This is a genomic window from Streptomyces sp. NPDC054961, from assembly GCF_053609145.1.
In genome coordinates this window covers 185639-210329 of sequence record NZ_JBSGWY010000006.1, presented here as the reverse complement: position 1 = coordinate 210329, position 24691 = coordinate 185639, and the positions used below count along the sequence as shown (strand labels likewise).

General features: G+C 72.7%; 23 protein-coding genes. 6 read left to right on the top strand and 17 right to left on the bottom strand.

The features are described from left to right. Positions 1 to 129 precede the first annotated feature (129 nt). Complete coding sequence (locus ACWF9Z_RS09220) at positions 130 to 1485, bottom strand: class II 3-deoxy-7-phosphoheptulonate synthase (protein WP_356653979.1); 1356 nt, start codon at positions 1483 to 1485, stop codon at positions 130 to 132. A gap of 69 nt (positions 1486 to 1554) precedes the next feature. On the opposite strand from ACWF9Z_RS09220, the gene ACWF9Z_RS09215 reads away from it, so the two are divergent. Both ACWF9Z_RS09215 and ACWF9Z_RS09210 read left to right on the top strand, forming a co-directional pair. Further along, positions 1555 to 1671, top strand: a complete 117-nt coding sequence (locus ACWF9Z_RS09215) for a trp operon leader peptide (protein ID WP_453599260.1) — start codon at positions 1555 to 1557, stop codon at positions 1669 to 1671. 102 nt (positions 1672 to 1773) lie between these two features. Beyond that, positions 1774 to 3714, top strand: coding sequence for an anthranilate synthase family protein (locus ACWF9Z_RS09210; RefSeq protein ID WP_453599338.1), 1941 nt, complete (start codon positions 1774 to 1776; stop codon positions 3712 to 3714). Here the strand turns inward: ACWF9Z_RS09210 and ACWF9Z_RS09205 are convergent. The 5 genes from ACWF9Z_RS09205 to ACWF9Z_RS09185 all read right to left on the bottom strand — a co-directional run bounded on the left by ACWF9Z_RS09205 (position 3669) and on the right by ACWF9Z_RS09185 (position 8656). After that, positions 3669 to 4661 (bottom strand): 2-hydroxyacid dehydrogenase, encoded by a 993-nt coding sequence (locus ACWF9Z_RS09205; RefSeq protein ID WP_453599258.1) that lies wholly within the window; start codon positions 4659 to 4661, stop codon positions 3669 to 3671. The two genes, ACWF9Z_RS09210 and ACWF9Z_RS09205, sit on opposite strands and share 46 nt — an antisense overlap. A gap of 82 nt (positions 4662 to 4743) precedes the next feature. Then, on the bottom strand, positions 4744 to 5772 hold the full coding sequence (locus ACWF9Z_RS09200; protein ID WP_453599255.1) for a 6-phosphofructokinase: 1029 nt from the start codon (positions 5770 to 5772) through the stop codon (positions 4744 to 4746). 174 nt (positions 5773 to 5946) lie between these two features. After that, positions 5947 to 6591, bottom strand: a complete 645-nt coding sequence (locus tag ACWF9Z_RS09195) for a response regulator (RefSeq protein ID WP_453599336.1) — start codon at positions 6589 to 6591, stop codon at positions 5947 to 5949. 59 nt (positions 6592 to 6650) lie between these two features. Beyond that, positions 6651 to 7859 (bottom strand): MacS family sensor histidine kinase, encoded by a 1209-nt coding sequence (gene macS, locus ACWF9Z_RS09190; protein WP_453599252.1) that lies wholly within the window; start codon positions 7857 to 7859, stop codon positions 6651 to 6653. A gap of 38 nt (positions 7860 to 7897) precedes the next feature. Beyond that, entirely contained in the window at positions 7898 to 8656 is a 759-nt protein-coding gene (locus tag ACWF9Z_RS09185) for a lysophospholipid acyltransferase family protein (RefSeq protein ID WP_453599333.1), read from the bottom strand. 164 nt (positions 8657 to 8820) lie between these two features. Between ACWF9Z_RS09185 and ACWF9Z_RS09180 the strand changes: the two genes are divergently transcribed. The 3 genes from ACWF9Z_RS09180 (at position 8821) to ACWF9Z_RS09170 (ending at position 10845) form a co-directional block, all read left to right on the top strand. Beyond that, on the top strand, positions 8821 to 9600 hold the full coding sequence (locus ACWF9Z_RS09180) for an alpha/beta hydrolase (protein ID WP_453599249.1): 780 nt from the start codon (positions 8821 to 8823) through the stop codon (positions 9598 to 9600). Next, on the top strand, positions 9593 to 10180 hold the full coding sequence (locus ACWF9Z_RS09175) for a hypothetical protein (RefSeq protein WP_453599246.1): 588 nt from the start codon (positions 9593 to 9595) through the stop codon (positions 10178 to 10180). Before ACWF9Z_RS09180 ends, ACWF9Z_RS09175 begins: the two co-directional genes overlap by 8 nt. Positions 10181 to 10398: 218 nt before the next feature. Next, positions 10399 to 10845: a DUF7144 family membrane protein gene (locus ACWF9Z_RS09170; protein WP_453599243.1), complete on the top strand. Its 447-nt coding sequence runs from the start codon at positions 10399 to 10401 to the stop codon at positions 10843 to 10845. 76 nt (positions 10846 to 10921) lie between these two features. Here the strand turns inward: ACWF9Z_RS09170 and ACWF9Z_RS09165 are convergent, their stop codons facing one another. From ACWF9Z_RS09165 to ACWF9Z_RS09140, 6 genes are all read right to left on the bottom strand, one after another. Next, the gene (locus tag ACWF9Z_RS09165; RefSeq protein ID WP_453599240.1) at positions 10922 to 11677 is read right to left on the bottom strand and encodes an endonuclease/exonuclease/phosphatase family protein; all 756 of its coding nucleotides are present in this window, start codon (positions 11675 to 11677) and stop codon (positions 10922 to 10924) included. A 107-nt stretch (positions 11678 to 11784) separates the two neighbouring features. Continuing rightward, positions 11785 to 12726: an ROK family glucokinase gene (locus tag ACWF9Z_RS09160; protein ID WP_453599238.1), complete on the bottom strand. Its 942-nt coding sequence runs from the start codon at positions 12724 to 12726 to the stop codon at positions 11785 to 11787. Positions 12727 to 12787: 61 nt separating this feature from the next. Then, a complete protein-coding gene (locus ACWF9Z_RS09155) occupies positions 12788 to 13318 on the bottom strand; it encodes a DUF5304 domain-containing protein (RefSeq protein ID WP_453599235.1) in 531 nt (176 codons plus the stop codon). 76 nt (positions 13319 to 13394) lie between these two features. Beyond that, positions 13395 to 14534 (bottom strand): ArsA family ATPase, encoded by a 1140-nt coding sequence (locus ACWF9Z_RS09150; protein WP_453599232.1) that lies wholly within the window; start codon positions 14532 to 14534, stop codon positions 13395 to 13397. Positions 14535 to 14621: 87 nt separating this feature from the next. After that, complete coding sequence (locus ACWF9Z_RS09145; protein ID WP_453599229.1) at positions 14622 to 15065, bottom strand: SRPBCC family protein; 444 nt, start codon at positions 15063 to 15065, stop codon at positions 14622 to 14624. 109 nt (positions 15066 to 15174) lie between these two features. Next, entirely contained in the window at positions 15175 to 15957 is a 783-nt protein-coding gene (locus ACWF9Z_RS09140) for a metallophosphoesterase family protein (RefSeq protein WP_453599226.1), read from the bottom strand. Between the two features lie 229 nt (positions 15958 to 16186). Between ACWF9Z_RS09140 and ACWF9Z_RS09135 the strand changes: the two genes are divergently transcribed. Continuing rightward, positions 16187 to 17983 carry an AMP-dependent synthetase/ligase gene (locus ACWF9Z_RS09135; protein ID WP_453599223.1) on the top strand — a complete coding sequence of 599 codons (1797 nt, stop codon included), beginning with the start codon at positions 16187 to 16189 and terminating at the stop codon, positions 17981 to 17983. On the opposite strand, the gene ACWF9Z_RS09130 is transcribed toward ACWF9Z_RS09135, so the two are convergent. The 5 genes from ACWF9Z_RS09130 to ACWF9Z_RS09110 form a co-directional block, all read right to left on the bottom strand. Next, positions 17980 to 19605 (bottom strand): GMC oxidoreductase, encoded by a 1626-nt coding sequence (locus tag ACWF9Z_RS09130; RefSeq protein WP_453599220.1) that lies wholly within the window; start codon positions 19603 to 19605, stop codon positions 17980 to 17982. The genes ACWF9Z_RS09135 and ACWF9Z_RS09130 overlap by 4 nt on opposite strands. A 106-nt stretch (positions 19606 to 19711) precedes the next feature. After that, the gene (locus ACWF9Z_RS09125) at positions 19712 to 20854 is read right to left on the bottom strand and encodes a glycosyltransferase family 4 protein (RefSeq protein WP_453599218.1); all 1143 of its coding nucleotides are present in this window, start codon (positions 20852 to 20854) and stop codon (positions 19712 to 19714) included. 21 nt (positions 20855 to 20875) lie between these two features. Continuing rightward, entirely contained in the window at positions 20876 to 22138 is a 1263-nt protein-coding gene (locus tag ACWF9Z_RS09120; RefSeq protein ID WP_453599215.1) for a hypothetical protein, read from the bottom strand. 25 nt (positions 22139 to 22163) lie between these two features. Next, positions 22164 to 23216 carry an NlpC/P60 family protein gene (locus ACWF9Z_RS09115; protein ID WP_453599212.1) on the bottom strand — a complete coding sequence of 351 codons (1053 nt, stop codon included), beginning with the start codon at positions 23214 to 23216 and terminating at the stop codon, positions 22164 to 22166. A gap of 242 nt (positions 23217 to 23458) precedes the next feature. Further along, complete coding sequence (locus tag ACWF9Z_RS09110) at positions 23459 to 24481, bottom strand: C40 family peptidase (protein ID WP_356654011.1); 1023 nt, start codon at positions 24479 to 24481, stop codon at positions 23459 to 23461. Between the last annotated feature and the right edge of the window lie 210 nt (positions 24482 to 24691).

Sequence of the window (24691 nt, the reverse complement as noted above, 5' to 3'; positions counted from 1 at the left end):
CACCCCCCCACCCCCCGATCCTGCATGTTGGGGGGGGAGGTTTTTTTATAAAACCCCCCCCGCGGGGGGGCGCTAAACACATCGATCCGCGCCCCATCGTCGTCGAAAGCTACAGCGTGAAGATCGCGCCTACTGGTCGCGGTACATCTCGGCCACCAGGAACGCCAGGTCCAGGGACTGGCTGCGGTTCAGACGGGGGTCGCAGGCCGTCTCGTAGCGCTGGTGCAGGTCGTCGACGAAGATCTCGTCGCCGCCGCCCACGCACTCGGTGACGTCGTCACCGGTGAGCTCGACGTGGATGCCGCCCGGGTGGGTGCCGAGACCCTTGTGGACCTCGAAGAAGCCCTTGACCTCGTCGAGCACGTCGTCGAAACGGCGCGTCTTGTGGCCGGAGGCCGCCTCGAAGGTGTTGCCGTGCATCGGGTCGGTGACCCAGACGACGTTCGCGCCGGAGGCGGTGACCTTCTCGACCAGTTCGGGGAGCTTGTCGCGGACCTTGTCGGCGCCCATGCGGACGACGAAGGTCAGCCGGCCCGGCTGGCGGTCGGGGTCCAGGCGGTCGATGTAGGTCAGCGCCTCATCCACCGTGGTGGTGGGGCCGAGCTTGACGCCGATCGGGTTGGCGATCTGCGAGCAGAACTCGATGTGCGCGTGGTCCAGCTGCCGGGTGCGCTCACCGATCCAGACCATGTGGCCGGAGGTGTCGTACAGCTTGCCGGTGCGCGAGTCCGTACGGGTGAGGGCGCCCTCGTAGTCGAGCAGCAGCGCCTCGTGCGAGGAGTAGAACTCGACGGCCTTGAACTCGGCCGGGTCGGTCCCGCACGCCTTCATGAAGTTCAGCGCGTTGTCGATCTCCCGCGCGAGCTGCTCGTAGCGCTGCCCGGAGGGGGAGGACTTCACGAAGTCCTGGTTCCAGGCGTGCACCTGGCGCAGGTCGGCGTAACCGCCGGTGGTGAAGGCGCGCACCAGGTTCAGCGTCGAGGCGGACGCGTGGTACATGCGCTTCAGCCGCTCGGGGTCCGGGATCCGGGCCTCTTCGGTGAAGGGGAAGCCGTTGACCGAGTCGCCGCGGTAGGTCGGCAGGGTGACGCCGTCGCGGGTCTCGGTGTCCTTGGAGCGCGGCTTGGAGTACTGGCCCGCGATGCGGCCGACCTTGACGACCGGCACGGAGGCCGCGTACGTCAGGACGGCGCTCATCTGGAGCAGCGTCTTCAGCTTGGCGCGGATGTGGTCCGCGGAGACGGCGTCGAAGGCCTCGGCGCAGTCGCCGCCCTGCAGCAGGAACGCCTCGCCCTTGGCGACGGCTCCCAGACGGGTGCGCAGCTGGTCGCACTCACCCGCGAAAACGAGGGGAGGATACGACTCGAGGTCCGCGACGACAGCGCGCAGGGCCTCGGCATCGGGGTACGAAGGCTGCTGCGCCGCGGGGAGGTCTCGCCAGGTCGCCTTGGCGGCGGGGGCATGGGATTCAGCGTTCACGGTCACCCCACACACATTACGGCGTCCCACGGCGCGTCCAGCCCGACGCCCACTACGTGAGACGGATGTCTCTGGATGTGTTACCCGTCCGTGCGCCACCCCGGGTGGGCTAGGGTTCACCGCATGTACGCGCACTCCGGCAAGAACTGGTGGTGGACCGCTCCCGGCGGCCCACCCCTCGTGCGTACCTGAAGACACGAGTGACGCGAAGGCCGCCCCGAGGGGCGGCCTTCCGTGTTTTCGCGGAGCGCAGGCCGTCCCTCCACCACCCGGAAGGACGCCCCCTCCATGCCGATGTCCATGGACCCCAGCCGACCGTTCGACCTGCACGCCCTGCTGGACGGGTCCGGCCCGCCGTTCGCGCTGCTGCGCCGCCGCACCCCCGGCCGCGACCACGACACCGTCGAGGTCCTGACCGGCCCGGTCCACGAGGCCGAGCGCCTCGCCGACCTGCCGGTCGGCGGGCGTCCGGCCCTGGCCCTCGTCCCGTTCCGGCAGATGAGGGAGCGCGGGTTCGACGTCCGCGACGACGGCACGCCGCTGAGCGTGCTGGTCGCCGACGAGGCGTACGAGGTCCCGCTCGCGCAGGCGCTGGCCGCCCTGCCGGACCACGAGGTGCGGGTCGACGGGGGCGCCTTCGACGTCCCCGACGAGGAGTACGCGCGGACCGTCCGGCGCGTCATCGAGGACGAGATCGGCCGGGGCGAGGGCGCGAACTTCGTCATCCGGCGCACCTTCGAGGGCCGGATCGACGGCTTCGGCCGCGCCGACGCGCTCGCGCTGTTCCGGCGCCTGCTGGAGGGCGAGCGGGGCGCCTACTGGACGTACGTGGTCCACACCGGGGACCGCACCCTCGTCGGGGCCAGCCCCGAGGTGCACGTGCGGATGTCCGGCGGCACGGTCGTGATGAACCCGATCAGCGGGACGTACCGGTACCCGGCCGGGGGCCCGACGGTGGACTCCCTGCTCGGCTTCCTCGGGGACCGCAAGGAGACCGAGGAGCTGTCCATGGTCGTGGACGAGGAGCTCAAGATGATGTGCACCGTCGGCGACATGGGCGGGGTCGTCGTCGGGCCGCGGCTCAAGGAGATGGCCCACCTCGCGCACACCGAGTACGAGCTGCGCGGCCGCTCCTCGCTGGACGTGCGGGAGGTCCTGAAGGAGACCATGTTCGCGGCGACGGTGACGGGGTCGCCGGTGCAGAACGCCTGCCGGGTCATCGAGCGGTACGAGACGGGCGGGCGCGGCTACTACGCGGGCGCGCTGGCGCTGCTGGGCGTCGACGGTTCGGGGGCGCAGACCCTGGACTCGCCGATCCTCATCCGCACGGCGGACATCGCCGCGGACGGCGCGCTGCGGGTGCCCGTCGGGGCCACCCTCGTGCGCCACTCCGACCCGGCCTCGGAGGTGGCGGAGACGCACGCGAAGGCGGCGGGCGTGCTGGCGGCGCTGGGCGTCCGGCCGGCGGCCGGGCGGCCGGCCCCGGCGGCGTCCGGCCTCGCCCGCGACCCCCGGGTCCAGGCGGCCCTGGCCGAGCGGCGGCGGGACCTGGCGCCGTTCTGGCTCCGGATGCAGGAGCGGCCGGCGGCGGTGACGGGCCACGCGCTGGTGGTGGACGGCGAGGACACCTTCACCTCGATGCTGGGGCACGTGCTGCGGGTGGCCGGCCTGGAGGTGTCCGTACGCCGCTACGACGACCCGGGGCTGCGCGCGGCGGCCCTGTCGTGGGACGGGCCGGTCGTGCTGGGCCCCGGGCCGGGGGATCCGGGGGACGCCCGCGATCCGAAGGTCCGGATGATGCGGGGGCTGGCGGCGGAGCTGCTGGACGCGCACCGGGGCGGGCTGCTCGGGGTCTGCCTCAGCCACCAGCTGATGGCGGCGGAACTGGGGCTCCCGCTGGTCCGCAAGGCGGAGCCGGCGCAGGGGGCCCAGACGCGGATCCCGTACTTCGGGGCGCGGGAGGTGGTGGGCTTCTACAACACGTACGCGGCCTCCTGCTCCGCGGAGCAGGAGGGGGAGCTGGCGCAGCGCGGCATCGAGGTGTCGCGGGACTCCGCGACGGGGGAGGTCCACGCGCTGCGCTCCACGGGCCGCGGCTTCGCGAGCGTCCAGTTCCACCCGGAGTCGGTCCTGACCCTGCGCGGCGCGGAACTCGTCCGCGACCTCGTCGCCGCGGTGCGCGCCGGGCGTCAGGAGGGCGACAGGGTGTTCTCGGAGCGGCGGCCCGCCACGTAGTCCGCGACGTTGGCGACCGTGGTGTCGATGATCTGGCCGACCGCGTCGTGGGTGTAGTACGCCTGGTGGGAGGTGACGACCACGTTCGGGAAGGTGATCAGGCGGGCGAGGGTGTCGTCCTCGACGGCCACCAGTGACTTGTCCAGGAAGAAGAGTCCGGCCTCCGCCTCGTACACGTCCAGGCCCACGCCGGCGAAGCGCCCGGACCTCAGTTCCGTGACCAGCGCGTCCGTGTCGATCAGGCCGCCGCGGCTGGAGTTCACCAGGATCGCGTCGTCCTTCATCGCCTTCAGCGCCCGGGCGTCGATGATGTGGTGCGTGGACTCCAGCAGCGGGACGTGCAGGCTGATCAGGTCCGCGGACGCGAACAGGGTGTCCTTGTCCACGTACCGCATGCCCAGTTCCCCGCACGCCGGGTTCTGCGCCACGTCCCAGCCCAGCAGGTTCATCCCGAAGCCGTGTGCGATCCGGGTGAACGCCTCGCCGATCTTGCCGGTGCCGAGCACGCCCACCGTGCGGCCGCGCATGTCGCGGCCCATCAGGCCGTTCAGCCGGAAATCGAAGTCCCGCGTCCGATTCGAGGCGCGGACGATCCGCCGGTTCACCGCCATGGCCAGGGTCCACGCGAACTCGGCCACCGAGTAGGGGGAGTAGTACGACACCCGGCTGACCGTCAGGCCGAGCTCGCGGGCGACCGCCAGATCGATGTTGTTGAAGCCGGTGGAGCGCTGGGCGATCATCCGCGTCCCGCCCGCCGCCAGGATCCGCAGCACCCGTCCGCTCAGGTCCGCGTTCACGCTCGACGACACGATCTCGTACCCGGCCGCGATGGGGGCGGTGTCCTCGTTCAGGAAGACGTCGAGGCAGCGCACCTCGTGCTGTCCCTCGAAAGCCTTCTCGAGGAGCGGCTTCTCGTCCGCCTGCACCCCGAATGCCAGGATTTCCACGTTCGCTCCCGTCGTGCGCGAAAGATTCGGATCATGGGCCGTCCGTCACCTTACGACCCATGCTCCGCCGTCGCGCTCCGGCTCAGCCGAAGAACACCCCGGCCTCCTGGTACAGCGCCGGGTCCACGGTCTTGAGCTTCGCCGTGGCCTCCGCGATCGGCACCCGCACGATGTCCGTCCCCTGGAGGGCGACCATCGTGCCGAAGTCTCCGTCGCGCACCGCGTCGATGGCGTGCAGACCGAACCGGGTCGCCAGCCACCGGTCGAACGCGCTCGGCGTGCCGCCGCGCTGGATGTGCCCGAGCACCGTCGTGCGGGCCTCCTTCCCGGTCCGCGCCTCGATCTCCTTGGCCAGCCACTCGCCCACGCCGGAGAGTCGGACGTGCCCGAACGAGTCCGTGGTGGCGTCCTTGAGCACCATCTCCCCGTCCTTGGGCATCGCGCCCTCGGCGACGCACACGATCGGCGCGTAGCTGGCCTTGAAGCGCGAGGTCACCCAGGCGCACACCTGGTCCACGTCGAAGCGCTGCTCCGGGATGAGGATGACGTTGGCGCCGCCGGCGAGGCCCGAGTGCAGGGCGATCCAGCCCGCGTGGCGGCCCATCACCTCGACGACCAGGACGCGCATGTGGGACTCGGCGGTGGTGTGGAGCCGGTCGATGGCCTCGGTGGCGATGCCGACGGCCGTGTCGAAGCCGAAGGTGTAGTCGGTGGCCGACAGGTCGTTGTCGATGGTCTTCGGGACGCCGACGCAGGGGATGCCGTACTCCGCGTACAGCCGTGCGGCCACGCCCAGGGTGTCCTCGCCGCCGATCGCGACCAGGGCGTCGACCTCGTACTTGGCGAGGTTCTCCTTGATCTGGCGGACGCCGTTCTCCAGCTTGAACGGGTTGGTGCGCGAGGAGCCGAGGATGGTCCCGCCGCGCGGCAGGATGCCGCGCACGGCGGGGATGCCGAGCGGGACGGTGTCCCCCTCCACGGCTCCGCGCCAGCCGTCCTTGAATCCGATGAACTCGTACGCGTACTCCTGCACGCCCTTGCGCACGACGCTGCGGATGACCGCGTTGAGACCCGGGCAGTCGCCGCCGCCGGTCAGCACTCCGACCTTCATGGAATTTCCCTTCGCCACAGGGCCCGCTGAGGCCGCGGGGCCCGCATGACCGTCACGCTAGTGGTGACTCAGGTCACAGCAAGATGCCGGGAAAGGGCAATTCCGGTGGAATGAAGGGGTGTTGCGTACGCCAGTTCACTCGTACGGGGATCCGGTCACCCCGTACGCGCGCCCTCACACCTCGTCGAGGCCGCGCTCGATCGCGTACCGGACGAGCTCGACCCGGTTGTGCAACTGGAGCTTGCCCAGGGTGTTCTGCACGTGGTTCTGCACCGTGCGGTGGGAGATGACCAGGCGCTCCGCGATCTGCTTGTACGACAGCCCCTTGGCCACCAGGCGCAGCACCTCGGTCTCCCGGTCGGTCAGCTGCGGGGCCTTCGGCTCGTCGGCGGCGGCCGGCGCGGGGTGGGTGGCCAGGCGCCGGTACTCGCCGAGGACCAGCCCGGCCAGGCCCGGGGTGAAGACGGGGTCGCCGGCGGCCGTGCGGCGGACGGCGTCGATGAGCTCCTGGGCCCCGGCGGACTTCAGCAGGTATCCGGTCGCGCCGGACTTCACCGCCTCCAGGACGTCGGCGTGCTCACCGCTCGCGGACAGGACCAGCACCCGCAGTGCCGGGTTGGCGCCGACCAGCTCCTTGCAGACCTGGACCCCCGGCATGCCGGGCAGGTTGAGGTCGAGGACCAGCACGTGGGGGCCGGTCGCGCGGGCCCGGCGCACCGCCTCCGGGCCGTCCCCGGCGGTGGCCACCAGGTCGAAGCCGGCCGCGGCCAGGTCCCGGGCCACCGCGTCCCGCCACATCGGATGGTCGTCGACGACCATGACCTTGATGTCGCCGGCACTGTCGGCGCCGCCGGTGCGGCCGGCCGCGTTCTGCTCGTTCACTGGGTGCTCCCCCTCGGTACTTTCAGTTCCACTTCGGTGCCCTGCCCGGGGACGGACACCAGCTCGGCGCTGCCGCCGAGTTCGCGCAGCCGGCCCCGGATGGACAGGGCCACGCCCATCCGCCCCTCGCCCTCCGCCTGGTCGAGCCGGCCCGCCGGGATGCCCGGACCGTCGTCGCGGACGGTCACGATCACCTCGTCGCCCCAGTCCTCGACCAGGATCCAGGCGCGGGCCCCGTCGCCCGCGTGCTTGCGCACGTTGTCCAGGGCCGCCCCGACCGCCGCGGCCAGCTCCCGCGCCGCGGGCACCGGCAGCGGCACCGGGGTGCCCGGCTCGGCGAAGCTCACCCGGGAACCGGCGTGCGGGGCGAGCAGGGTCCGCAGGTCCAGTTCGCCCTCGTCGGCGCCCGGCTCCTCGACCTCGTACGCGGCCACGAGCGCGCCGAGCGACTCGTCCCGGGAGACCCGGGAGGGGCGCACGAGACCGCTGGTGACCAGGGTGCGCAGCGCCACCTCCTGCTCCCCCGCCATCCGGCCGAGCTCCGCGGCCTCCCCGCCCAGTTCGGTGCCGCGCCGCTGGACCATGGCGAGGACCTGGAGGACCCCGTCGTGGATGTCGCGGGCGAGGCGTTCGCGCTCACGGGTGGCCGCCTCGATCTCCAGGGCGCGGGCGAGCGTGGCCTCACTGGCCCGGGCGACCTCGACGACGTAGCCGATGGCGACGGAGGCGACCCAGACCAGCAGCACGTTGTGCAGGGTGTCGCGGGTGGGCTCGCCGCGCTGGACCAGGTTGGCGGCGCCGACGAAGGTCGAGGCGAAACAGGCCCAGCGCCAGCCGCCCTTGAGGGCGAAGGCGAGGACGGCGCCCGCGGTCCAGATGCTGGGCAGGGTGGGGCCGCCGGCCGCTATCCGCGCGTGGGTGTCGGCGAGCGGGGTGAGCAGGATCCCGACGCAGGCGACGGTGAGGTCGGCGCACAGGAACCGCTTGGTGCAGCTGGCGGCGTTCGCCACCTTGGGCAGGGTGAGCAGGGTCCAGCCGCCCAGGACGGCCAGGTAGCAGACGGCGATCCACGGGCGGTCGAACTTCTTGTACGCGGAGGCGAACAGCAGCACGGCGTAGACCGTGGTGAGCACCCGGTAGGCCGTCAGGGCCCGCCACAGCGGCTGCTCGACCGACATGCGGACGACACGCTCGCGCTTCGCCATCTCCCCCACCCCGTACGGGCGGTCCCGCCCGCGTCCTGCTACTGGTCGGTCTCCGCGGCCTTCGCGGCCTTGTCCGCTTCGGCCTTCTCGGCCTTTTCGGCCTTCTCGCTCCTGGCAGCGGCCTTCTCGCCGTCGGCGATCTGGCGCTTGGCGGCCGTCGCGTAGATGTCCGCGTACTCCTGGCCGGACAGCTTCATGATCTCGTACATGACCTCGTCGGTCACCGCCCGGAGGATGAACCGGTCCCCGTCCATGCCGTGGTACCGGCTGAAGTCCAGCGGCTTGCCGATCCTGATGCCCGGACGCATCAGCTTCGGAACCACCTTGCCGGGCGGCTGGATCTTCTCGGTGTCGATCATCGCCACGGGGATCACGGGCGCGCCGGTGGCCAGGGCCACGCGCGCCAGGCCGCCCGGCTTGCCGCGGTACAGGCGGCCGTCGGGGGAACGCGTGCCCTCGGGGTAGATGCCGAACAGCTCTCCGCGCTCGATGACCTCGATGCCGCTCTTGATCGCGGCCTCGCCCGCCCCGCGCGCACCGGAACGGTCCACCGGGAGCTGTCCGACGCCCTTGAAGAAGGCGGCGGTCAGCTTGCCCTTGATGCCCGGGGAGGTGAAGTACTCCGCCTTCGCGATGAAGGTCACCTTCCGGTCCAGTACGGCCGGGAGGAAGAAGGAGTCGGAGAAGGACAGGTGGTTGCTCGCGAGGATCGCCGGCCCCTCCGCGGGAATGTTCTCGAGGCCCTCCACCCACGGCCTGAAGGCGAGCTTCAGGGAACCGCCGATCGAGAACTTCATTGCGCCGTAGATCAACTCGAAAGCCTTCCTGTGTCTGTCGGACAGACCTTAACCCGTGGCCGCCCCGGCAGCGGCCCTACGGCCCTGGTCGGTGCCACCCCCGTCGCGTACGGTGAAGTCACACAGCGCTACGCACCCCCCGTGCCCCCTCGAAGGAGATCCTGGTGCCCGTCCTCCCTGGAGCTGAGCCGTTCCGCCACGAGGGCGGAAAGGTAGGCGTCCTCCTCTGCCACGGCTTCACCGGTTCCCCGCAGTCGCTGCGCCCCTGGGCCGAGCATCTCGCGGCGCGCGGACTGACGGTGTCGCTGCCCCTGCTCCCCGGGCACGGGACCCGCTGGCAGGACATGCAGCTCACGGGCTGGCAGGACTGGTACGCCGAGGTGGACCGCGCCCTGCGGGACCTGCTCGACGCCTGTGACCAGGTGTTCGTCTTCGGCCTGTCCATGGGCGGCGCGCTGACGCTGCGGCTTGCGGCCAAGCACGGGGAGTCCATCAGCGGGATCGTCCTCGTCAACCCGGTCAACAAGATCCACGACCCGATGGCCGTGACCCTTCCCGTGGTCAAGCACCTCGTCCGGTCGCGGCCGGGCATCGCGAGCGACATCGCCAAGCCGGGCGCGGAGGAGGTCGGCTACGACCGGGTCCCGACCCGGGCCGCGGACTCCCTGCGGCGGTTCCTGCTGATGCTGGACACCGAACTGCCGCAGGTGACCCAGCCGCTGCTGCTCCTGCACAGCCCGCAGGACCACGTCGTACGGCCGGCCGACTCCGCGCGGATCCTGGCGCGGGTGTCCTCCACGGACGTCACCGAGACCCTGCTGGAACAGAGCTACCACGTCGCGACGTTGGACCATGACGCGGAGCGGATCTTCGCGGACAGTTATGCGTTCGTCGGACGACTGGCGGAGAGCGTGGGCAGGGAGGGGGCGGCCAGCGGTGGCTGAGCACGAGGAGTCCGCGGGGGGCGTTCCTCCGCTGGACGAGGAAGCGGCGTGGGCGGCGATCGTCGCCGGCTACGGCCAGGAGCCGGCGGACCCGCCGGGCGCGCGGCCCTTCAGACCGATCGAGAACCTGCTCCTGCCGGAGGAGGACGTGAAACCGTCCCCGCCCGAGTCCGGTACGGACTCCCCCGCGGACGCCGTGCCGGACTCCGCCCCCGAGGCCCCGTCCGCGACGGCCCTGGGCAGTTCGGTGGTGTTCGCGCCGGGCGTGGGCATGGCGGGCCCCCGGGACCACTCCCTGGCGGATCCGGAGGACTCCCCCGCCGCGGCGAAGGACGAGGGCCACTTCGTGCCCCCGGAGCCGGAGCTGCCGGAGGCGGACGCGACGTCGAAGTTCGCGTGGCTGGCGGTGGTGGGCGGACCGGTCCTGCTGCTGCTGGCGGTCCTGCTCCAGTGGGAGATGACCTGGTGGCTGACGACGCTGGGCGTCGGCGGCTTCCTGGGCGGCTTCGCGACGCTGGTCGCCCGGATGTCGGCCGGCGACGAGGACGATGACGACCCGGGCCGCGGAGCGGTGGTGTAGTCCGCCCTTCCCGACCTGCCTCGTGAAGCGGCATCCCTTCGCTCGGCCGCAGCTGCCCGCGGATCCCGGGGGCAGCTGCGGGATCCGCGTTTCCCCTGGTCACGGCGGCGGTACGGCTTCCGCATGCCGACGCAGTGCCGTCATGCCAGGCTGAGACGGGGGATCGCGCGGTCCGGCGCACGACGGCCGGACGGCGCTGCTGAGCAAGGGAGCCCGACATGGCCAGTGACTCCGCCCGAACCACGGCAGACGACGTCCACCAGCGCCCGTGGCACGGGCCCACATCCGGGACCACCGTCTTCGCGGCGGCGCTGATGATCTTCGGTGGAGCGATGGCGCTCTTCGAGGGCATCGCCGCCCTCGCCAAGGACGACCTGTTCCTCTCGACGCGTCACTACGTGTTCGAGTTCAGCCTGACGGGATGGGGCTGGGTCCACCTCATCCTGGGCATCGCCCTCATCCTCGCGGGCTGCGCCGTACTCACCGGGGCCCTGTGGGCGCGCTTCTTCGGAGTGGTCGTCGCGGGGCTGGGCGCGATCGCCAACTTCCTCTGGATCCCGTACTACCCCGTCTGGGCCACGATCCTGGTCGCGGTCAACATCTTCGTCGTCTGGGCGCTGTGCACGGGCATGCACAGAGAGATCCCCGACGGCCGGACCGCTTGAAGCGAGCGGTGGTCGCCCCCGCGGCACGCGACCCGCGGCACGCGACCCGTGGCACGCGACCCGCGGCTAGCGCTGCCTAGCAGGAGGCCGGGAGGCGCAGGGCGGCCAGGACCGGGAGGTGGTCCGTGGCCGCCTCCAGGTCCGCGGGCGTGATGCCCGGCAGGGCGGTGGGGACACCGCACGCGAGGACCTCGACGCCCCGCGACGCGAAGACCGCGTCGATGCGGCGGGGCGGGCCGGACCGGACGAAGGTGTGTTCCCCGCCCCAGGAGGACACCGCCCAGCAGTCCTGGAGCTCGGCCCCGAGCCGCCGGAAGGCGGCTCCCCGCGGCTCCTCGTTGATGTCGCCCGCGACGATCGAGTGCGGCGCGTCCGACGACGCGACCCGGTCCAGCAGCAGACCCGCCTGGGCCTCGCGCTCCTCCCGGTTCAGGGACAGGTGCGCGCTGACCACGGACACCCGCGCCTTCCCGAAGCGCACCACCGCCGTCGCGAAGCCGCGCCGGTGCAGGCCCGGCGTGAGCGGCAGCAGCACGTCCTCGGTCCGCTCCACGAAGGCCCGTAGGGAGCACAGGAGCAGCGGGCCGGCCGCCGTGGCGCCGCCCGACAGCACGACCAGGCCGCTCTTCGCCGCCAGCCGGCTCGCGTGCTTGCGCCACCGGAAGAACCGCGGGGCCTCCTGGACGAACACGAGGTCCGGCGCGCACGCGAGGATCACCCGCGCCAGCGCCTCCTCGTCGTCGCGCAGCGAGCGGACGTTGTAGGAGAGCACCCGGATCACGGCGGAACCATCGGCTTCGGTGCGGGAGTTCGGCAGCTCGGCGAGTTCCATACCGGGCAACATAACCAGACTGCCCGCCGTACCCCAGAGGGCGCGGCGGGCAGTGCGAAGAATCGGGCGGTCGGCCCGGGTGGGGCGGGACGGCCCCCGGCGGGCGGTCAGCCCTGGCGGGCCAGGTCCGCCGCGCCGACCAGGCCGGCCTTGCCGCCCAGCTGCGCCGCGAGGACCTGCGCGTGGGGTCGCCACGCGCCGCCGATCAGCCAGCGCTTGAAGGACTTGCGGATCGGGTCGAGGACCAGGTCGCCCTCGTCCGAGACGCCGCCGCCGACGATGAACGCCGACGGGTCGAAGAGCGAGGCCAGGTCCGCGAGGCCGGCGCCGGCCCAACGGGCCAGCTCGCGGAAGGAGTCGATGGCCACCAGGTCGCCGGCCCGTGCGGCCTCGCTGATGTGCTTGCCCTCGATGCCCTCGGGGGTTCCGTCGCCCAGGGCGAGCAGGACCGCCGCGTTCTCGGGGGTCGCGTTGGCACGCTGCTTGGCGTAGCGGACGAGCGCGCGCCCGGAGGCGTACTGCTCCCAGCAGCCCTGGCTGCCGCACCCGCACAGCAGGCCGTCCGGGACGACCCGGATGTGGCCGAACTCGGCGGCGACGCCGAAGCGTCCGCGCCGGAGCTTGTTGCCGATGATGATGCCGCCGCCCAGGCCCGTGCCGAGCGTGATGCAGATGACGTCCTCGTGGCCCTGGCCGGCGCCGAAGCGGTATTCGCCCCAGGCCGCGCAGTTCGCGTCGTTCTCGACGACGACGGGCAGGCCGATGCGCTGCTCGACCTTGTCCTTGAGCGGCTCGTGGCGCCAGTTGATGTTCGGCGCGAAGAGTACGGTCGCGCGCTTGTCGTCCACGTACCCGGCGGCGCCGATGCCCACGGCCTCGATGGTGTGGCTGCTGCCCACCTCGGACACCGCGGCGCAGATCGCGTCCGTCACTCCGTCCGCCGTCGGCGGAGTGGGCACCTTGTACGTCTCCAGGATGGTGCCGTCTTCGTCGACCACGCCGGCCGCGATCTTCGTGCCGCCGATGTCGACGCCGATGGTGAGTCCCATTAGTCCCTCGGTTTCCGGTCAAACCCCGCCGCTGTCAACCGTACCCGAGAGGTGGAGAGGATCAGTCGAGATCGATCCGCTCGGCGGGACCGTCCGTGCCGCCGTCGTCGTGCCGGTCCGTGCCCGGTGCCGTGCCCTCCTCCGCACCCGCGGAGGCGTCCCGGCCCCGGGTCTGCCCGTCCCGGCCCCTGGTCCCGCCCGGGCGCTCGTCGCGCGTCCAGCGGCGCTCGTGGCCCTCGACCGCGGAGCGGTAGGCGGCGAGCAGCTCGGATCCGGCGGCCGCGAGGTGGTCGAAGACCTCCGGATTGCGCTCGATGACGGGCTGGGCGGCGGTCTTCGCCTGGTTGACGAACTGCCGGACGGCGCCCTGGGCGGCCCCGGTGATCAGTGGGTTGTTCAGCCCGGACACCTTGTCGGCGACGGCCTCGAACAGCTTGAAGAGCTCCTCGGCGGCGCTCCCGGTGCCCGCCCCGGCGCCCGCGTCCCGCGCTCTGCGCCGCTCCTTCTCCGCGGCGAGGTCCTCGGCGCAGGCCTCGGCCCAGGCCTCGTCGTCGACGGGAGCGTCGTGGGGGCGGTCGGTGGCCTCGCTCATGGCGGACTCTCCTGCGGCGGATGCGGGGCGTGCGGTACGGGCTACCTTCGACGGTACCCGAACGGCGGTAGGGCGTTCAGTGCGTCCGGGGCCACAGGCCCGGGTCCGGGGTGAAGCGGATGCGGAGCACGTCCGCGGCCAGGGCGGCGCCGGAAACCGCGCAGCGGCGCAGCGCCGAGGGGAGCGGAACGATCCTGCGGTAGGGGCCCACCGTGAGCAGCAGCTCGTCGCCCCGGCGCACCAGGTCGAGCTCCCGCTTCTCGGCGCGGGGCAGCGGGACGCACCAGACGAGCACCCCGTCCTCGGCGAGCCGGTCCTCGACGGCCCACTCGGGGCACGGGCGGGGCGGGCCGGCGGCGAAGCCGTCCGTGGCGGCGAGCCCGGCCAGGTCCTGCGGGCCCTTCGGATCCCGGCCCAGGTGGGGCAGGGTGGCCAGGGGGATCCCCGACGTCTCCCACTGCCGCGCGAAGGCGCGCTGCTGGTCGGCGATCCCGGCGACCCAGGGGTCGGCGGAGGCCTGCGGCACCGTGCGGTTGAGGACCAGGTCGCCGATGCCGATCCGGTGCAGGGCCAGGCCGAGCACCCCGGGGCGCAGGGCCGCGTCGGCGGCCGGTCCCGGTTCGGCGACCAGGCGGACCCGGGTTCCGGGGGCCTCCACGACGGCCTGGACGGCCGCCAGCTCCTCGTCCCACCGGGCGGCGGCCTCGTACAGCCACTGCGCGGGCATCGGCACCCCGGCGAGCTGGGCCAGGACGGGGCGCAGGGCGCGGGCCGCCTGGCGCTCCGCGGGGAGCAGCCGGGCGAGGTAGCGGCGCAGCTGGGCGGGGAGCGCGAGGGTGGCGACGGCCTGGTGCAGCGGTGGCATGTCGACGACCACGAGGTCGGTGGCGGGCTCGGCGGCGGCCCGCCGCAGGGCGCGGAGCAGCGCGAACTGTTCGGCGCCGGGGAGCTCGGTGAGCTCGTCGGCGGCCAGGGGGCGGGCTCCGAGCATCCCGAGGAGGGCGGATCCGCGCTCCTGGAGCGCGACGAGCTCCTGGCGGAACTCCTCGCCGGAGTCGACGCGGGCGACGCGCACGCCGTCGGCCGGGGCCGCGGGCTCGGCGGTGAGCAGCAGCACGCGGCGTCCCTGGCGGGCGGCGGCGAGCGCGGTCGCCGTGGCGACGGTGGTTCTCCCTGCCCCTCCGGGGCCGGTGACGAGCAGGGTGGGGGTGTGCATGGTGCTCCTAGGCCGTCTGGCCGCGCGTGCCGGTGCCGACGTGCGGGTGGCCGGCCCCGCGGGGCCGGTTCCCTGACCGCGTCCGGGTCAGGCGGCCGCTTCCACGCGCTTCTTCAGGCCCGTCAGCGCGCGGTCGATGATGACCTTCTCCGCCTTGCGCTTGATCATGCCGAGCATCGGGATCTTGACGTCCACGGTCAGCTGGTAAGTGACCTCGGTACGGGTCCCGTCGCCCAGCGGCGCCAGCAGGTAGGAGCCGTCCAGCTGCCTGAGCATCTGGGACTTGCTCAGGCTCCAGCTGACCACGTTCTCCCGCGGCCAGGAGTACGCCAGCGTGTGGTCGTCCTTGATCGCGCCCGCGTCCAGCAGCAGGCGGACCAGCGAGGCCCGGCCGTCGGCGTCGGTGGCGAGCACCTCGGCCTCCTTCACCTCGCCGGTCCACTCCGGGTAGCGGGCGAAGTCGGCGATCACGGCCATGACGTCGGCCGGGGACGCCTCGATCGTGATGTTCGAGCTGGTGTGTTCCGCCATCGCGGTCGCTCCTCCGGGCAGGGGGTACGTCCCAGCGGTGGCTGGGGGAGTTCGAGGAAGTGTGCGGACGGCCTGGGCCGCCGCGTGAAGGCTATCGCGCGTACGGACCTCACCACTCCAGGGCCCACGGCCTTCCGGTCGCCGCGAAGTGGCCCACGTTCACGCACTCCGTGGCGCCGATCCGCATCCGCCGGGCCAGCGGCTGGTGCACGTGTCCGAAGAGGGCGTACCGGGGCCGGGTCCGCCGGATCGCGGCGAGCAGCGCCCCGCTCCCGCGTTCGAAACGCCGCGCCACCGTGTCGTAGCAGAGCTCCGGGACCTCCGGCGGGATGTGCGAGCACAGCACGTCCACCTCGCCCAGCGCCTCGACCTTGGCGGCGTACTCCTCCTCGGACACCTCGTACGGCGTCCGCATCGGCGTCGGCAGCCCGCCGCCGACGAAGCCGAAGACCCGTCCCCCGATCTCCGCCCGCTGCCCGTCGAGCACGGTCAGGCCGGGGCCGGCGTACTCGGGCCACAGACCCGGGATGTCGACGTTGCCGTACGTGGCGTACGTCGGCCGGGGGAAGGCGGCGAACATCTCCGCGTACTGGCGGCGCACCGCGCCCTCGACCAGCTGGTCCCGGTCCCGTCCGGTCCACAGCTCCCGGGCGAAGTCGCGGGCCTCCTCGAAACGGCGCGCGGTGCGCAGTGCGACGATGCGGTCGGCGTTCTCGACGCCGAAGAGGTCGGGAAAGATGCCGCGCGAGTGGTCGGCGTAGTCGAGGAAGAGGACGAGGTCACCGAGGCAGATCAGCGCGTCGGCGCCCTCCCCGGCCCGTGCGAGGGCCTCGGTGTTCCCGTGGACGTCGCTGACGACATGGACCCGCGTACCGCTCTTCGTGCCACCCATGCCGCCACCCTAGGGGCGCTTGCCCCTCGGGGGTAGGGGATCCGGTTCAGGCTGCCGGACCTGCGGTTACTTCCGAGTCGCAAACGGGGTCGACTACTGTCGGCAGCGCACGGCCGTGGCATGTGACGCACGGAACAATCGGCCGGTTCCCTCTATCCGGAACCCACTACCGGTGGGTAACGTCCGGTCGGTCCACATGGTGGCGATGGCGCCCAGAGGAGCAGCAGTCTTGCGCGAGTTCAGCCTTCCGGCTCTGTACGAGGTCCCGTCGGACGGGAACCTCACGGATCTCATCCGCCGCAACGCCGCTCAGCACCCAGACACCGCCGTGATGTCCCGCAAGGTCGACGGCCAGTGGCAGGACGTCAGCGCGAAGCAGTTCCTCGCCGAGGTCCGGGCCGCCGCCAAGGGCCTGATGGCGGCCGGCATCCAGCCGGGCGACCGGGTCGCCCTGATCTCCCGCACCCGCTACGAGTGGGTACTGATCGACTTCGCGATCTGGAGCGCGGGCGCCGTCACCGTCCCGGTGTACGAGACCAGCTCCCCCGAGCAGATCCAGTGGATCCTCGGCGACTCCGGCGCCGTCGCCGCGATCGTCGAGTCCCCCGGGCACAGCGCGGCCGTGGCCGCGCTGCGCGACCGGCTGCCGGAGCTGCGCGAGGTCTGGGAGATCGAGCAGGGCGCCCTGCGGACGCTGGAGAACGCGGGCGTCGGGGTCACCGACGCCGAGGCCGACGCGCGCAGCGGCCTGGCCAACGCCGACGACCCGGCCACCATCGTCTACACCTCGGGCACCACCGGCCGCCCCAAGGGCTGCGTGCTGACCCACCGCAACTTCTTCGCCGAGTGCGGCAACGCCGTCGAGCGCCTGAAGCCGCTGTTCAAGACCGGCGAGTGCTCGGTGCTCCTCTTCCTCCCGGCCGCGCACGTCTTCGGGCGCCTGGTCGAGGTGGCCGCGGTGCTGGCGCCGATCCGGCTGGGCTGCGTGCCGGACATCAAGAACCTCACCGACGAGCTGCAGTCCTTCAAGCCGACGCTGATCCTCGGCGTGCCGCGCGTCTTCGAGAAGGTCTACAACTCGGCGCGCGCCAAGGCCCAGGCCGACGGCAAGGGCAAGATCTTCGACGCTGCGGCCGAGACGGCGATCGCGTACAGCCGCGCGCTGGACACCCCGCGCGGGCCGTCCTTCGGGCTGAAGCTCAAGCACAAGGTCTTCACCAAGCTGGTCTACAGCAAGCTGCACGCGGTCCTCGGCGGTCGCGGCGAGTACGCGATCTCCGGCGGCGCCCCGCTGGGCGAGCGGCTCGGGCATTTCTTCCGCGGCATCGGCTTCACGGTGCTGGAGGGCTACGGCCTGACCGAGTCCTGCGCGGCGACCACCTTCAACCCGTGGGACAAGCAGAAGATCGGTTCGGTCGGCCAGCCCATGCCGGGCTCCGTGGTGCGCATCGCGGACGACGGCGAGGTGCTGCTCCACGGCGAGCAGATCTTCCAGGGGTACTGGAGGAACGAGACGGCCACCGCCGACGCGCTGACCGACGGCTGGTTCCACACCGGCGACGTCGGCACCCTCGACGAGGACGGCTACCTCACGATCACCGGCCGCAAGAAGGAGCTCATCGTCACGGCGGGCGGCAAGAACGTGGCCCCCGCGGTGATCGAGGACCGCATCCGGGCGCACGCGCTGGTCGCGGAGTGCATGGTCGTCGGCGACGCGCGCCCGTTCGTGGCCGCGCTGGTCACGATCGACGAGGAGTTCCTGGGCCGCTGGGCCGCGGAGCACGGCAAGCCGGCCGGCGTCACGGCCGCGGAGCTGCGCGAGGACGCGGACCTCATCGCCGCCGTCCAGAAGGCCGTGGACGACGGCAACGCGGCGGTTTCCAAGGCGGAATCGGTGCGGAAATTCCGCATTCTGCCCTCCCAGTTCACGGAGGAGTCGGGCCACATCACGCCTTCGCTGAAGCTGAAGCGGAATGTGGTGGCGAAGGACTTCGCGGACGAGATCGACGCCCTCTACCGGGGCTAGGAGCCCGGCCGGGGGTCCTCGGCGAGGACCCGGGCCATGTTCCGTTCCGCAAGGGCGGTGATGGTCACGAACGGGTTCACGCCGAGTGATCCCGGGATCAGTGAGCCGTCGGTGACGTACAGGCCCCGGTAGCCCCTGACGCGGCCGAAGTCGTCGGTCGCGTCGCCGAGGACGCAGCCGCCCAGCGGGTGGTAGGTGAAGTTGTCGGCGAAGTTCCTGTTCTCGCCGAAGAGGTCGTACCGGTAGATCGTGAAGTTCGCCCGGTTCACGCGGTCGAAGAGCTTCTTCGCCGACTGGACGGCCGGGGTGTTCTGGTCCCGGGTCCACAGGAGCTTCGCCGAGTCGCTGGCGGCGTCGTAGGCGAAGCGCCCGCGCTCGGGGTTCTTGGTGATGGCCAGGTACATCGAGATCCAGTGCTCGATGCCCATCGGCAGCGGGGCGATCTCGGCGAAGACCGGGTTCGAGGCGTTGTCCCAGTCGTCGATGCCCAGGGCGGGCATGGTGGCCTGGTTGGCGCCGACGGTGTCCCACAGGTGGTTGGCGCGGGCCGTCATGACGTTCCCGTTGGGCCCCCAGCCGAGGCCGACCTTCTCGTTCAGGGCGGGCAGCGCGCCGGTCTCGCGGGCGCGCAGCAGGATCTCGGTGGTGCCGAGGCTTCCGGCGCCGAGGAAGAGCTGCGCGCAGCCCAGTTCGCGGACCTGGGTGACGCGGCCGGTGGTGTCGCTGGTCTGGACGGTCAGGACGTAGCCGCCCGCCGGGTCCTGGCGCACGGCGACCACCCGCTGCATGGTCTCGATGGTGACGTTGCCGGTGCCGAGGGCCGCGGCGAGGTAGGTCTTGTCCACGCTCTTCTTGCCGTGGTTGTTGCCGTAGATGACCTCGCCCGCGAGCGCGGACTTGGTGGCGGTGCCCGCGGCCTCGCGCTTCATGTACTCGAAGTCGTAGACGTTGGGGACGAAGGTGGTCCTCAGCCCGGTGTTCTGGGCGTGCTTGCGGGAGATCCGGGCGAAGCGGTACCACTCGGTGGACTCGAACCAGGCGGGGTCGATGTCGTTGACGCCGAGCATGGCGCGGGCCCGGGGGTAGTAGGTGCCGTACATCTCGTCGGCGTTCACCCGCGGCAGGACCTCGGTGAAGTACGAGCGCTTCGGCGTGGGGGCCATGCCGCCGTTGACCAGGGAGCCGCCGCCGACCCCGCGTCCCACGTACACGGACATGTCCCCGTAGTTCACCCGGTCCAGGACCCCGGGGTACGGGCTGATGTTGCGGTTGACCACGTCCAGCCAGAGGAACTGCGCGAGCGGGGCCTCGGTGCGGTTGCGGTACCACATGGAGCGCTGGTCGGGCGCGGAGGTGGACGGGAAGATCTTCCCGTCGGAGCCGGGGGTGTCCCAGAGCCGGCCCATCTCCAGGACGACGGTCCGTACGCCGGCCTGCCCGAGGCGCAGTGCGGCGACGGCTGATCCGTAGCCCGAGCCGACGACGATGGCGGGGGCGTACGCCGCGGCCGCGGGCTCGGCGGCCGCCGCGGACTGCGGACCGATGCGGGTGAAGCCGAGGGCGGCCGCGGTCTGGAGGGCGCCGAGCCCCAGGAGGTGACGGCGCGTCAGTTTGGGTGTCATGGCGGCATGATGGGGCGGATCGCCCCATACCCCCAGAGTCCGTGCTGACACACATCTCGGTGACAGTCGCAGGTGTCGGCCGCCGGGACGCGGGGAGGGGGACGGGTCAGAGCAGCTCGCGCAGGCGCTCCGCCAGCAGGTCCCAGCGCCACTTCTCCTCGACCCAGGCGCGGCCCCGGGCGCCCATGCGCTCGCGCAGCTGCGGATCCCGGAGCAGGGCGACGACACGGTCCGCCGCGTCGTCCGGGGAGCCGCCGGGGACCACCCAGCCCGTCTCCCCGTCCAGCACCGCGTCCGGGGCTCCGCCCGAGTCGCCCGCGACGACGGGCAGACCCGTGGCGGAGGCCTCGAGGTAGACGATGCCCAGGCCCTCGACGTCCAGGCCGCCCCGGCGGGTCCGGCAGGGCATCGCGAAGACGTCTCCCGCGCCGTAGTGGGCGGGCAGTTCCTCCCACGGCACCGCGCCCGTGAAGACCACCGAGCCGGCGACCCCCGTCGAGGCGGCCAGTTTGCGCAGGTCCCCCTCGTACGGGCCGCCGCCCACCACGAGCAGCACCGCGTCCGCCACCTCCGCCAGGATCCGCGGCATCGCCTCGATCAGCGTGTCCTGTCCCTTGCGGGGGACGAGGCGCGAGACGCACACGATCACCGGCCGGTCCGACAGGCCCAGCCGGGCCCGGACGGCGGCGCCGCCCGATCCCGGATGGAAGGTCTTCTCGTCCACCCCGGGCGGGAGCTGCTCCATCCGCGCGGCGGCCCGGTCCGTCAGGGCCGAGGCGATCCGCGAACGCGTGTACTCCCCCAGGTAGGTCAGCGTGTCCGTGCCCTCGCCGATCCGCCGCAGCAGCTGCCGCGCGGCCGGCAGCTGCGCCCAGCCCGCCTCGTGCCCGTGCGTGGTCGCCACGATCCGCCGCGCACCGGCCCGGCGCAGCGCGGGTCCCATCAGGCCCAGGGGGGCGGCCGCCCCGAACCACACCGACTCGCAGCCGTGTTCGCGCAGCAGGTCCACCGCCCGCCGGGTCACGCGCGGGGTGGGCAGCAGCATGGTCGTGCGGTCGCGCACGACCTGGAACGGCTGCTCGGCGTCGAAGGCCGCGGTGGCTTCCCTGCCCTCGGCGGAGCGCTTCCAGGTGGAGGCGTAGACGACGACCCGATCGGGGTCCAGCCGCAGGGCCATGTTGTGGAGGAAGGCCTGGATGCCTCCCGGCCGCGGCGGGAAGTCGTTGGTCACGATCAGCGTCTTGTGCATCGCTTCGCGACCCTACCGGAGCTACCGGAGCTCCTGGCGCAGCTCCCTCTGCCAGGCCCGGGTCAGTGCGTCCGCGTCCGTCCCGAGGCTCTCCTCCAGCGCCGCGGGCAGCGAGGTGCGGCCGGCCTTCTCGTAGAGCGACACGAGCGCGGCGTCCCCCCAGGTGCGCGCGATGAGCCTGCAGACCAGCCAGGAGCCCTCGTAGGCCCGCGCCAGGGCCTGCGCGTCCCCGCCGAAGGCGAAGGCCGCGTTGCCGGGCAGGGAGCCCGGCAGGTCCCCCTGGCGCACCGCCCGGGCGAGCGCCGGCGCGGCCTCGGCCGCCGTCCGCGCGCCGCCCCGGTACGCCGCCCAGTCCGCGTAGCCCTCGGAGAGCCACAGCGGGGTCTTCGCGGTGGTCGCCGCGCGGGTGGCGACGTGGGTGGTCTCGTGGGTCAGGATGACCTGGCGGCCCTCCGCCGTGAGCCCGCGGTACCCCTCCGGGTTGACCACGACGCGGTCGGCGGGGGCCGGGCCGCCCCCGGTCAGCCCGGTGGTGACGGCGCCCAGGCCCCGGTACTCGTCGGCCGGGCGGCCCAGCAGCGCGGCCATCGCGTCCAGCGAACCGGGGACCAGCACCACCACCCGGCCCGCCCACGGGCGCGGCCAGGCGGCGTTCACCGCGGGCACCGCCGCGTCCGCCGCGGCGGCGACGGCGGACAGCGACTCGGGGCTCTGGCCGGAGCCGCCGAGCACCAGGGCGTGCGCCCCCCGCTCCACGGTCACCGGGCCCTGGTCCCACAGCTGCGGCGGGGCCCCGGGCGCGGGCCGGTCGGCGGTCACCGTCCAGGCGCCGCCCCCGTCGCCGGGCGCGGCAGCGGAGCCCGGGCCGTCGGCGGCGCTCCGGGTGAGCTCGACCTCGCGGGCCGACCCGGCGGGGGCCGAGTCGTAGCCGGTGAGCCGGTAGCGCAGCTCGGCGCGCGCGAAGGCCCGTACGCCGTCCTCGCGGACCGAGGAGACCTCGTACGACCAGTCCTCCAGCGGGATCGCCGCGAGCCGGGCGGGCGGGGCCGCCGACCAGGCGGCGACGGCCCGGCGGACCGCCCGCTCCGTGGCGGACACCGCCGGTCCGGAACCGGAACCCGAAACGGAACCGGTGTCGGCGCCGGGGGCGCAGCCCGCGAGCGGCACGCACAGCAGCAGCGCCAGCACCGGGGCCAGCGCGCGGGCGCACGGACCGCGGCGGCCGCGGAGACGGCGCGGGCGGTGGAGACGGTGGAGGCGCAGACGGTCCGGACCCGGGAACATCAGCCGATCGTACGCAGAACGCCCCTCAGGGCCGCGTCACCGAGGACACCGGCATCATCCCGACCGGGTCGTAGCGCACCCGCGCCCCCGGGTACGGGGCGTGCACCACCTGGCCGTTGCCCACGTACATGCCCACGTGGCTGGCGTCGGAGCGGTACGTCACGAGGTCCCCGGGCCGCGCCTGCGACAGCGGCACCTGCCGCCCCGCGTGGCGCTGCGCCTGCGAGGTCCGCGGCAGCGAGACGCCCGCCTGGCGGTAGGACCACACCATCAGCCCGGAGCAGTCGAAACCGGAGGGGCCGGTGGAACCCCATACGTACGGCCGTCCGACCGCGGAGCGGGCCGCCATGACGGCGGTCGCGGCGCGGCCCGAGGAGGGGCCGAACGAGGCCGGGACGGACGGGTCGGGCAGGCCGTCGGGGCGCCCGCCGGACCGCGAGGCGCGCTCGAAGTCGGCACGCTCCCCCGTGGGCATGGCGTTCAGCAGCCTGCGGGCGGCGGCGAGCTTCGCGGTGACGGCCCGCTTCTCCCTCGCCACGTCGGCGCGCAGCGCGTCGAGTTCGGTGAGCTTGCGGGAGGCCTCCTCGCGCTCCTGGCCGAGCCGGCGCTGCTCGGAGCGCAGTTCGTCGAGCTGCCGGGCCTGACGGCCGGTCAGCCGGTCGAGGGCGGACGCCCGGGCGAGGTACTCGTCGGGGTTGTCGGAGAGCATCAGCTCGACCGCGGGGTCGATGCCGCCGGCCCGGTACTGGGCTCCGGCGTAGGTCCCGAGGATCCCGCGCATGGTGTTGATGCGGTCCTGGCCGCGGGCCACCGCGTCCTGGATGCGGCCGACTTCGGTCCGGAGCCGGTCGGCCTTCTCGCCCGCCCGGTGGAAACGCTCCGTGGCCTGTTCGGCCTCCTCGAAGAGCTGGTCGACCTGGGCGCGGGCGCCCGCGGAGGGCTCCTGCGGCAGACCGGGTGCCGCGCTCGCCGGTGCGCCCGTCAGGGCGACCGCGGCGCTCGCCGCCACGGCGGTGAGGACGGTGACCTTCGTGTTCCGGTCGAGGACTCTGGGCCCGGACCGGCGATGGGACGCCACGTGAAACCGCTCCCTTCCGCTGCGCGGGGCCCGGGTCCGCCCTCCGTGGACGGCCGTGTGCCGGGGTTCCGCGCTGGCAGACAGTAACCGCGCCGCGGGGCACCGGCCAACGACCGCCGGCGGGCACACACAGTGACGCCCCGCCGGAGACGCAGGTCACCGGCGGGGCGTGTGGTCAGAGCGGGGCCTCGGAATTCGCCCGGATGGGCGGTGTGCGGCGTGCCCTGTCGGGTGCGGGGGCGTCAGCTGCCGACGCGGACCCCGTAGGCGAACCCGCTGAGGGACCCGTACAGGATGCCGGCGCTCGGGTTGGCGGCGTGGAAGACCTTGCCGTTGCCCGCGTACAGCCCGACGTGCTGGAGGTTGGAGTAGAAGACCAGGTCACCGGGCTGGAGCTCGCTCAGGCTGACCTTCGGGCCTTCCTTGACCTGGTCGAAGGTGGTGCGGCCGATGGTGATCCCGGCCTGCCGGTAGGCCCACTGCGTGAGGCCGGAGCAGTCGAACGCGTTCGGGCCGGTGCCGCCGCGGACGTAGGTCCCGCCGTTCTTGGTCACGGCGGCCCGCAGTGCGTCCGCGGCCCGGCCGGATCCCTTGACGTTGCTGAGCTCGGCCTGCTCGGACGCGCTGCCGCCCGCCTTCTTGGCCTCCTCCTTGAGCTGGGCGCGCTCCTGCGCGGTCAGCGTGTTGAGGAGGGCCTGGGCCTCGGCGAGCTTGTCCGTCGAGATCTTCTTCTTCTCGGCCAGCTCCTTGCGGGTGGCGTCGAGGTCGGTGAGCTTGCCGGCGGCCTCCTGGCGCTGCTGCGCGAGGCTGCGCTGCTTGGCCTGGATCTTCTGGACCGCCTCGACCTGCTTGCCGCTCAACTGCTCCAGCGTGGAGGCCTTGTCGAGGTAGTTGTCCGGGTCGGCGGAGAGGAACAGCGCGAGGGACTGGTCCATGCCGCCGGTGCGGTACTGGGCGTTGGCCATCGAACCGAGGGTGCCGCGCAGGGTGTTGAGCTCTCCCTGGCCGCGGGCGACCTGGTCCTGGAGCTGGCCTATCTCCTTCTCGAGGCTGTCCTGGCGCGTCTGGGCGCCGTTGAGCTTCTCGGTGGCCTGCTCCGCCTCTTCGTAGAGGGCGTCGACCTTGCTCTTGACCTCGTCCTTGCTCGGCTTGGCCGGCGCCGCGTTGGCGGCCTGGCCCGAGAGGACCACGGCAGCGGCCGCGGTGACGGTGAGCACGGTCACGCGAGTGCGGGTCGGCTGCTTGGGTCGACGGTGGGACGCCACGAAGGCGAGCTCCTTCTTCCTAGAGCCGCCGAAGAACGCAGCTCGGCGACACCTCCGCCATCACTCCGAATGAGTGAACTACCGCACGAAGGTTTGAGGTGACCCTAGTGACCCAACTGTGATCAGTTCAAATCCTGCCGGGAAAAAACTTGGCCCCCGTCCAGCTTCTTTACCTACAGTGCACGCTGCGTGCAGACGACTTGACGGTCC

Coding starts and splice junctions, on each gene's coding strand:
- ACWF9Z_RS09185 (WP_453599333.1), bottom strand. CDS start 8,656: ATGAAGTTCTCGATCGGCGGTTCCCTGAAGCTCGCCTTCAGGCCGTGG.
- ACWF9Z_RS09150 (WP_453599232.1), bottom strand. CDS start 14,534: ATGCACACCCCCACCCTGCTCGTCACCGGCCCCGGAGGGGCAGGGAGA.
- ACWF9Z_RS09130 (WP_453599220.1), bottom strand. CDS start 19,605: ATGACACCCAAACTGACGCGCCGTCACCTCCTGGGGCTCGGCGCCCTC.
- ACWF9Z_RS09215 (WP_453599260.1), top strand. CDS start 1,555: ATGTGTTACCCGTCCGTGCGCCACCCCGGGTGGGCTAGGGTTCACCGC.
- ACWF9Z_RS09120 (WP_453599215.1), bottom strand. CDS start 22,138: ATGTTCCCGGGTCCGGACCGTCTGCGCCTCCACCGTCTCCACCGCCCG.
- ACWF9Z_RS09145 (WP_453599229.1), bottom strand. CDS start 15,065: ATGGCGGAACACACCAGCTCGAACATCACGATCGAGGCGTCCCCGGCC.
- ACWF9Z_RS09125 (WP_453599218.1), bottom strand. CDS start 20,854: ATGCACAAGACGCTGATCGTGACCAACGACTTCCCGCCGCGGCCGGGA.
- ACWF9Z_RS09165 (WP_453599240.1), bottom strand. CDS start 11,677: ATGGAACTCGCCGAGCTGCCGAACTCCCGCACCGAAGCCGATGGTTCC.
- ACWF9Z_RS09140 (WP_453599226.1), bottom strand. CDS start 15,957: ATGGGTGGCACGAAGAGCGGTACGCGGGTCCATGTCGTCAGCGACGTC.
- ACWF9Z_RS09210 (WP_453599338.1), top strand. CDS start 1,774: ATGTCCATGGACCCCAGCCGACCGTTCGACCTGCACGCCCTGCTGGAC.
- macS (WP_453599252.1), bottom strand. CDS start 7,859: ATGGCGAAGCGCGAGCGTGTCGTCCGCATGTCGGTCGAGCAGCCGCTG.
- ACWF9Z_RS09170 (WP_453599243.1), top strand. CDS start 10,399: ATGGCCAGTGACTCCGCCCGAACCACGGCAGACGACGTCCACCAGCGC.
- ACWF9Z_RS09200 (WP_453599255.1), bottom strand. CDS start 5,772: ATGAAGGTCGGAGTGCTGACCGGCGGCGGCGACTGCCCGGGTCTCAAC.
- ACWF9Z_RS09160 (WP_453599238.1), bottom strand. CDS start 12,726: ATGGGACTCACCATCGGCGTCGACATCGGCGGCACGAAGATCGCGGCC.
- ACWF9Z_RS09155 (WP_453599235.1), bottom strand. CDS start 13,318: ATGAGCGAGGCCACCGACCGCCCCCACGACGCTCCCGTCGACGACGAG.
- ACWF9Z_RS09195 (WP_453599336.1), bottom strand. CDS start 6,591: ATGGTCGTCGACGACCATCCGATGTGGCGGGACGCGGTGGCCCGGGAC.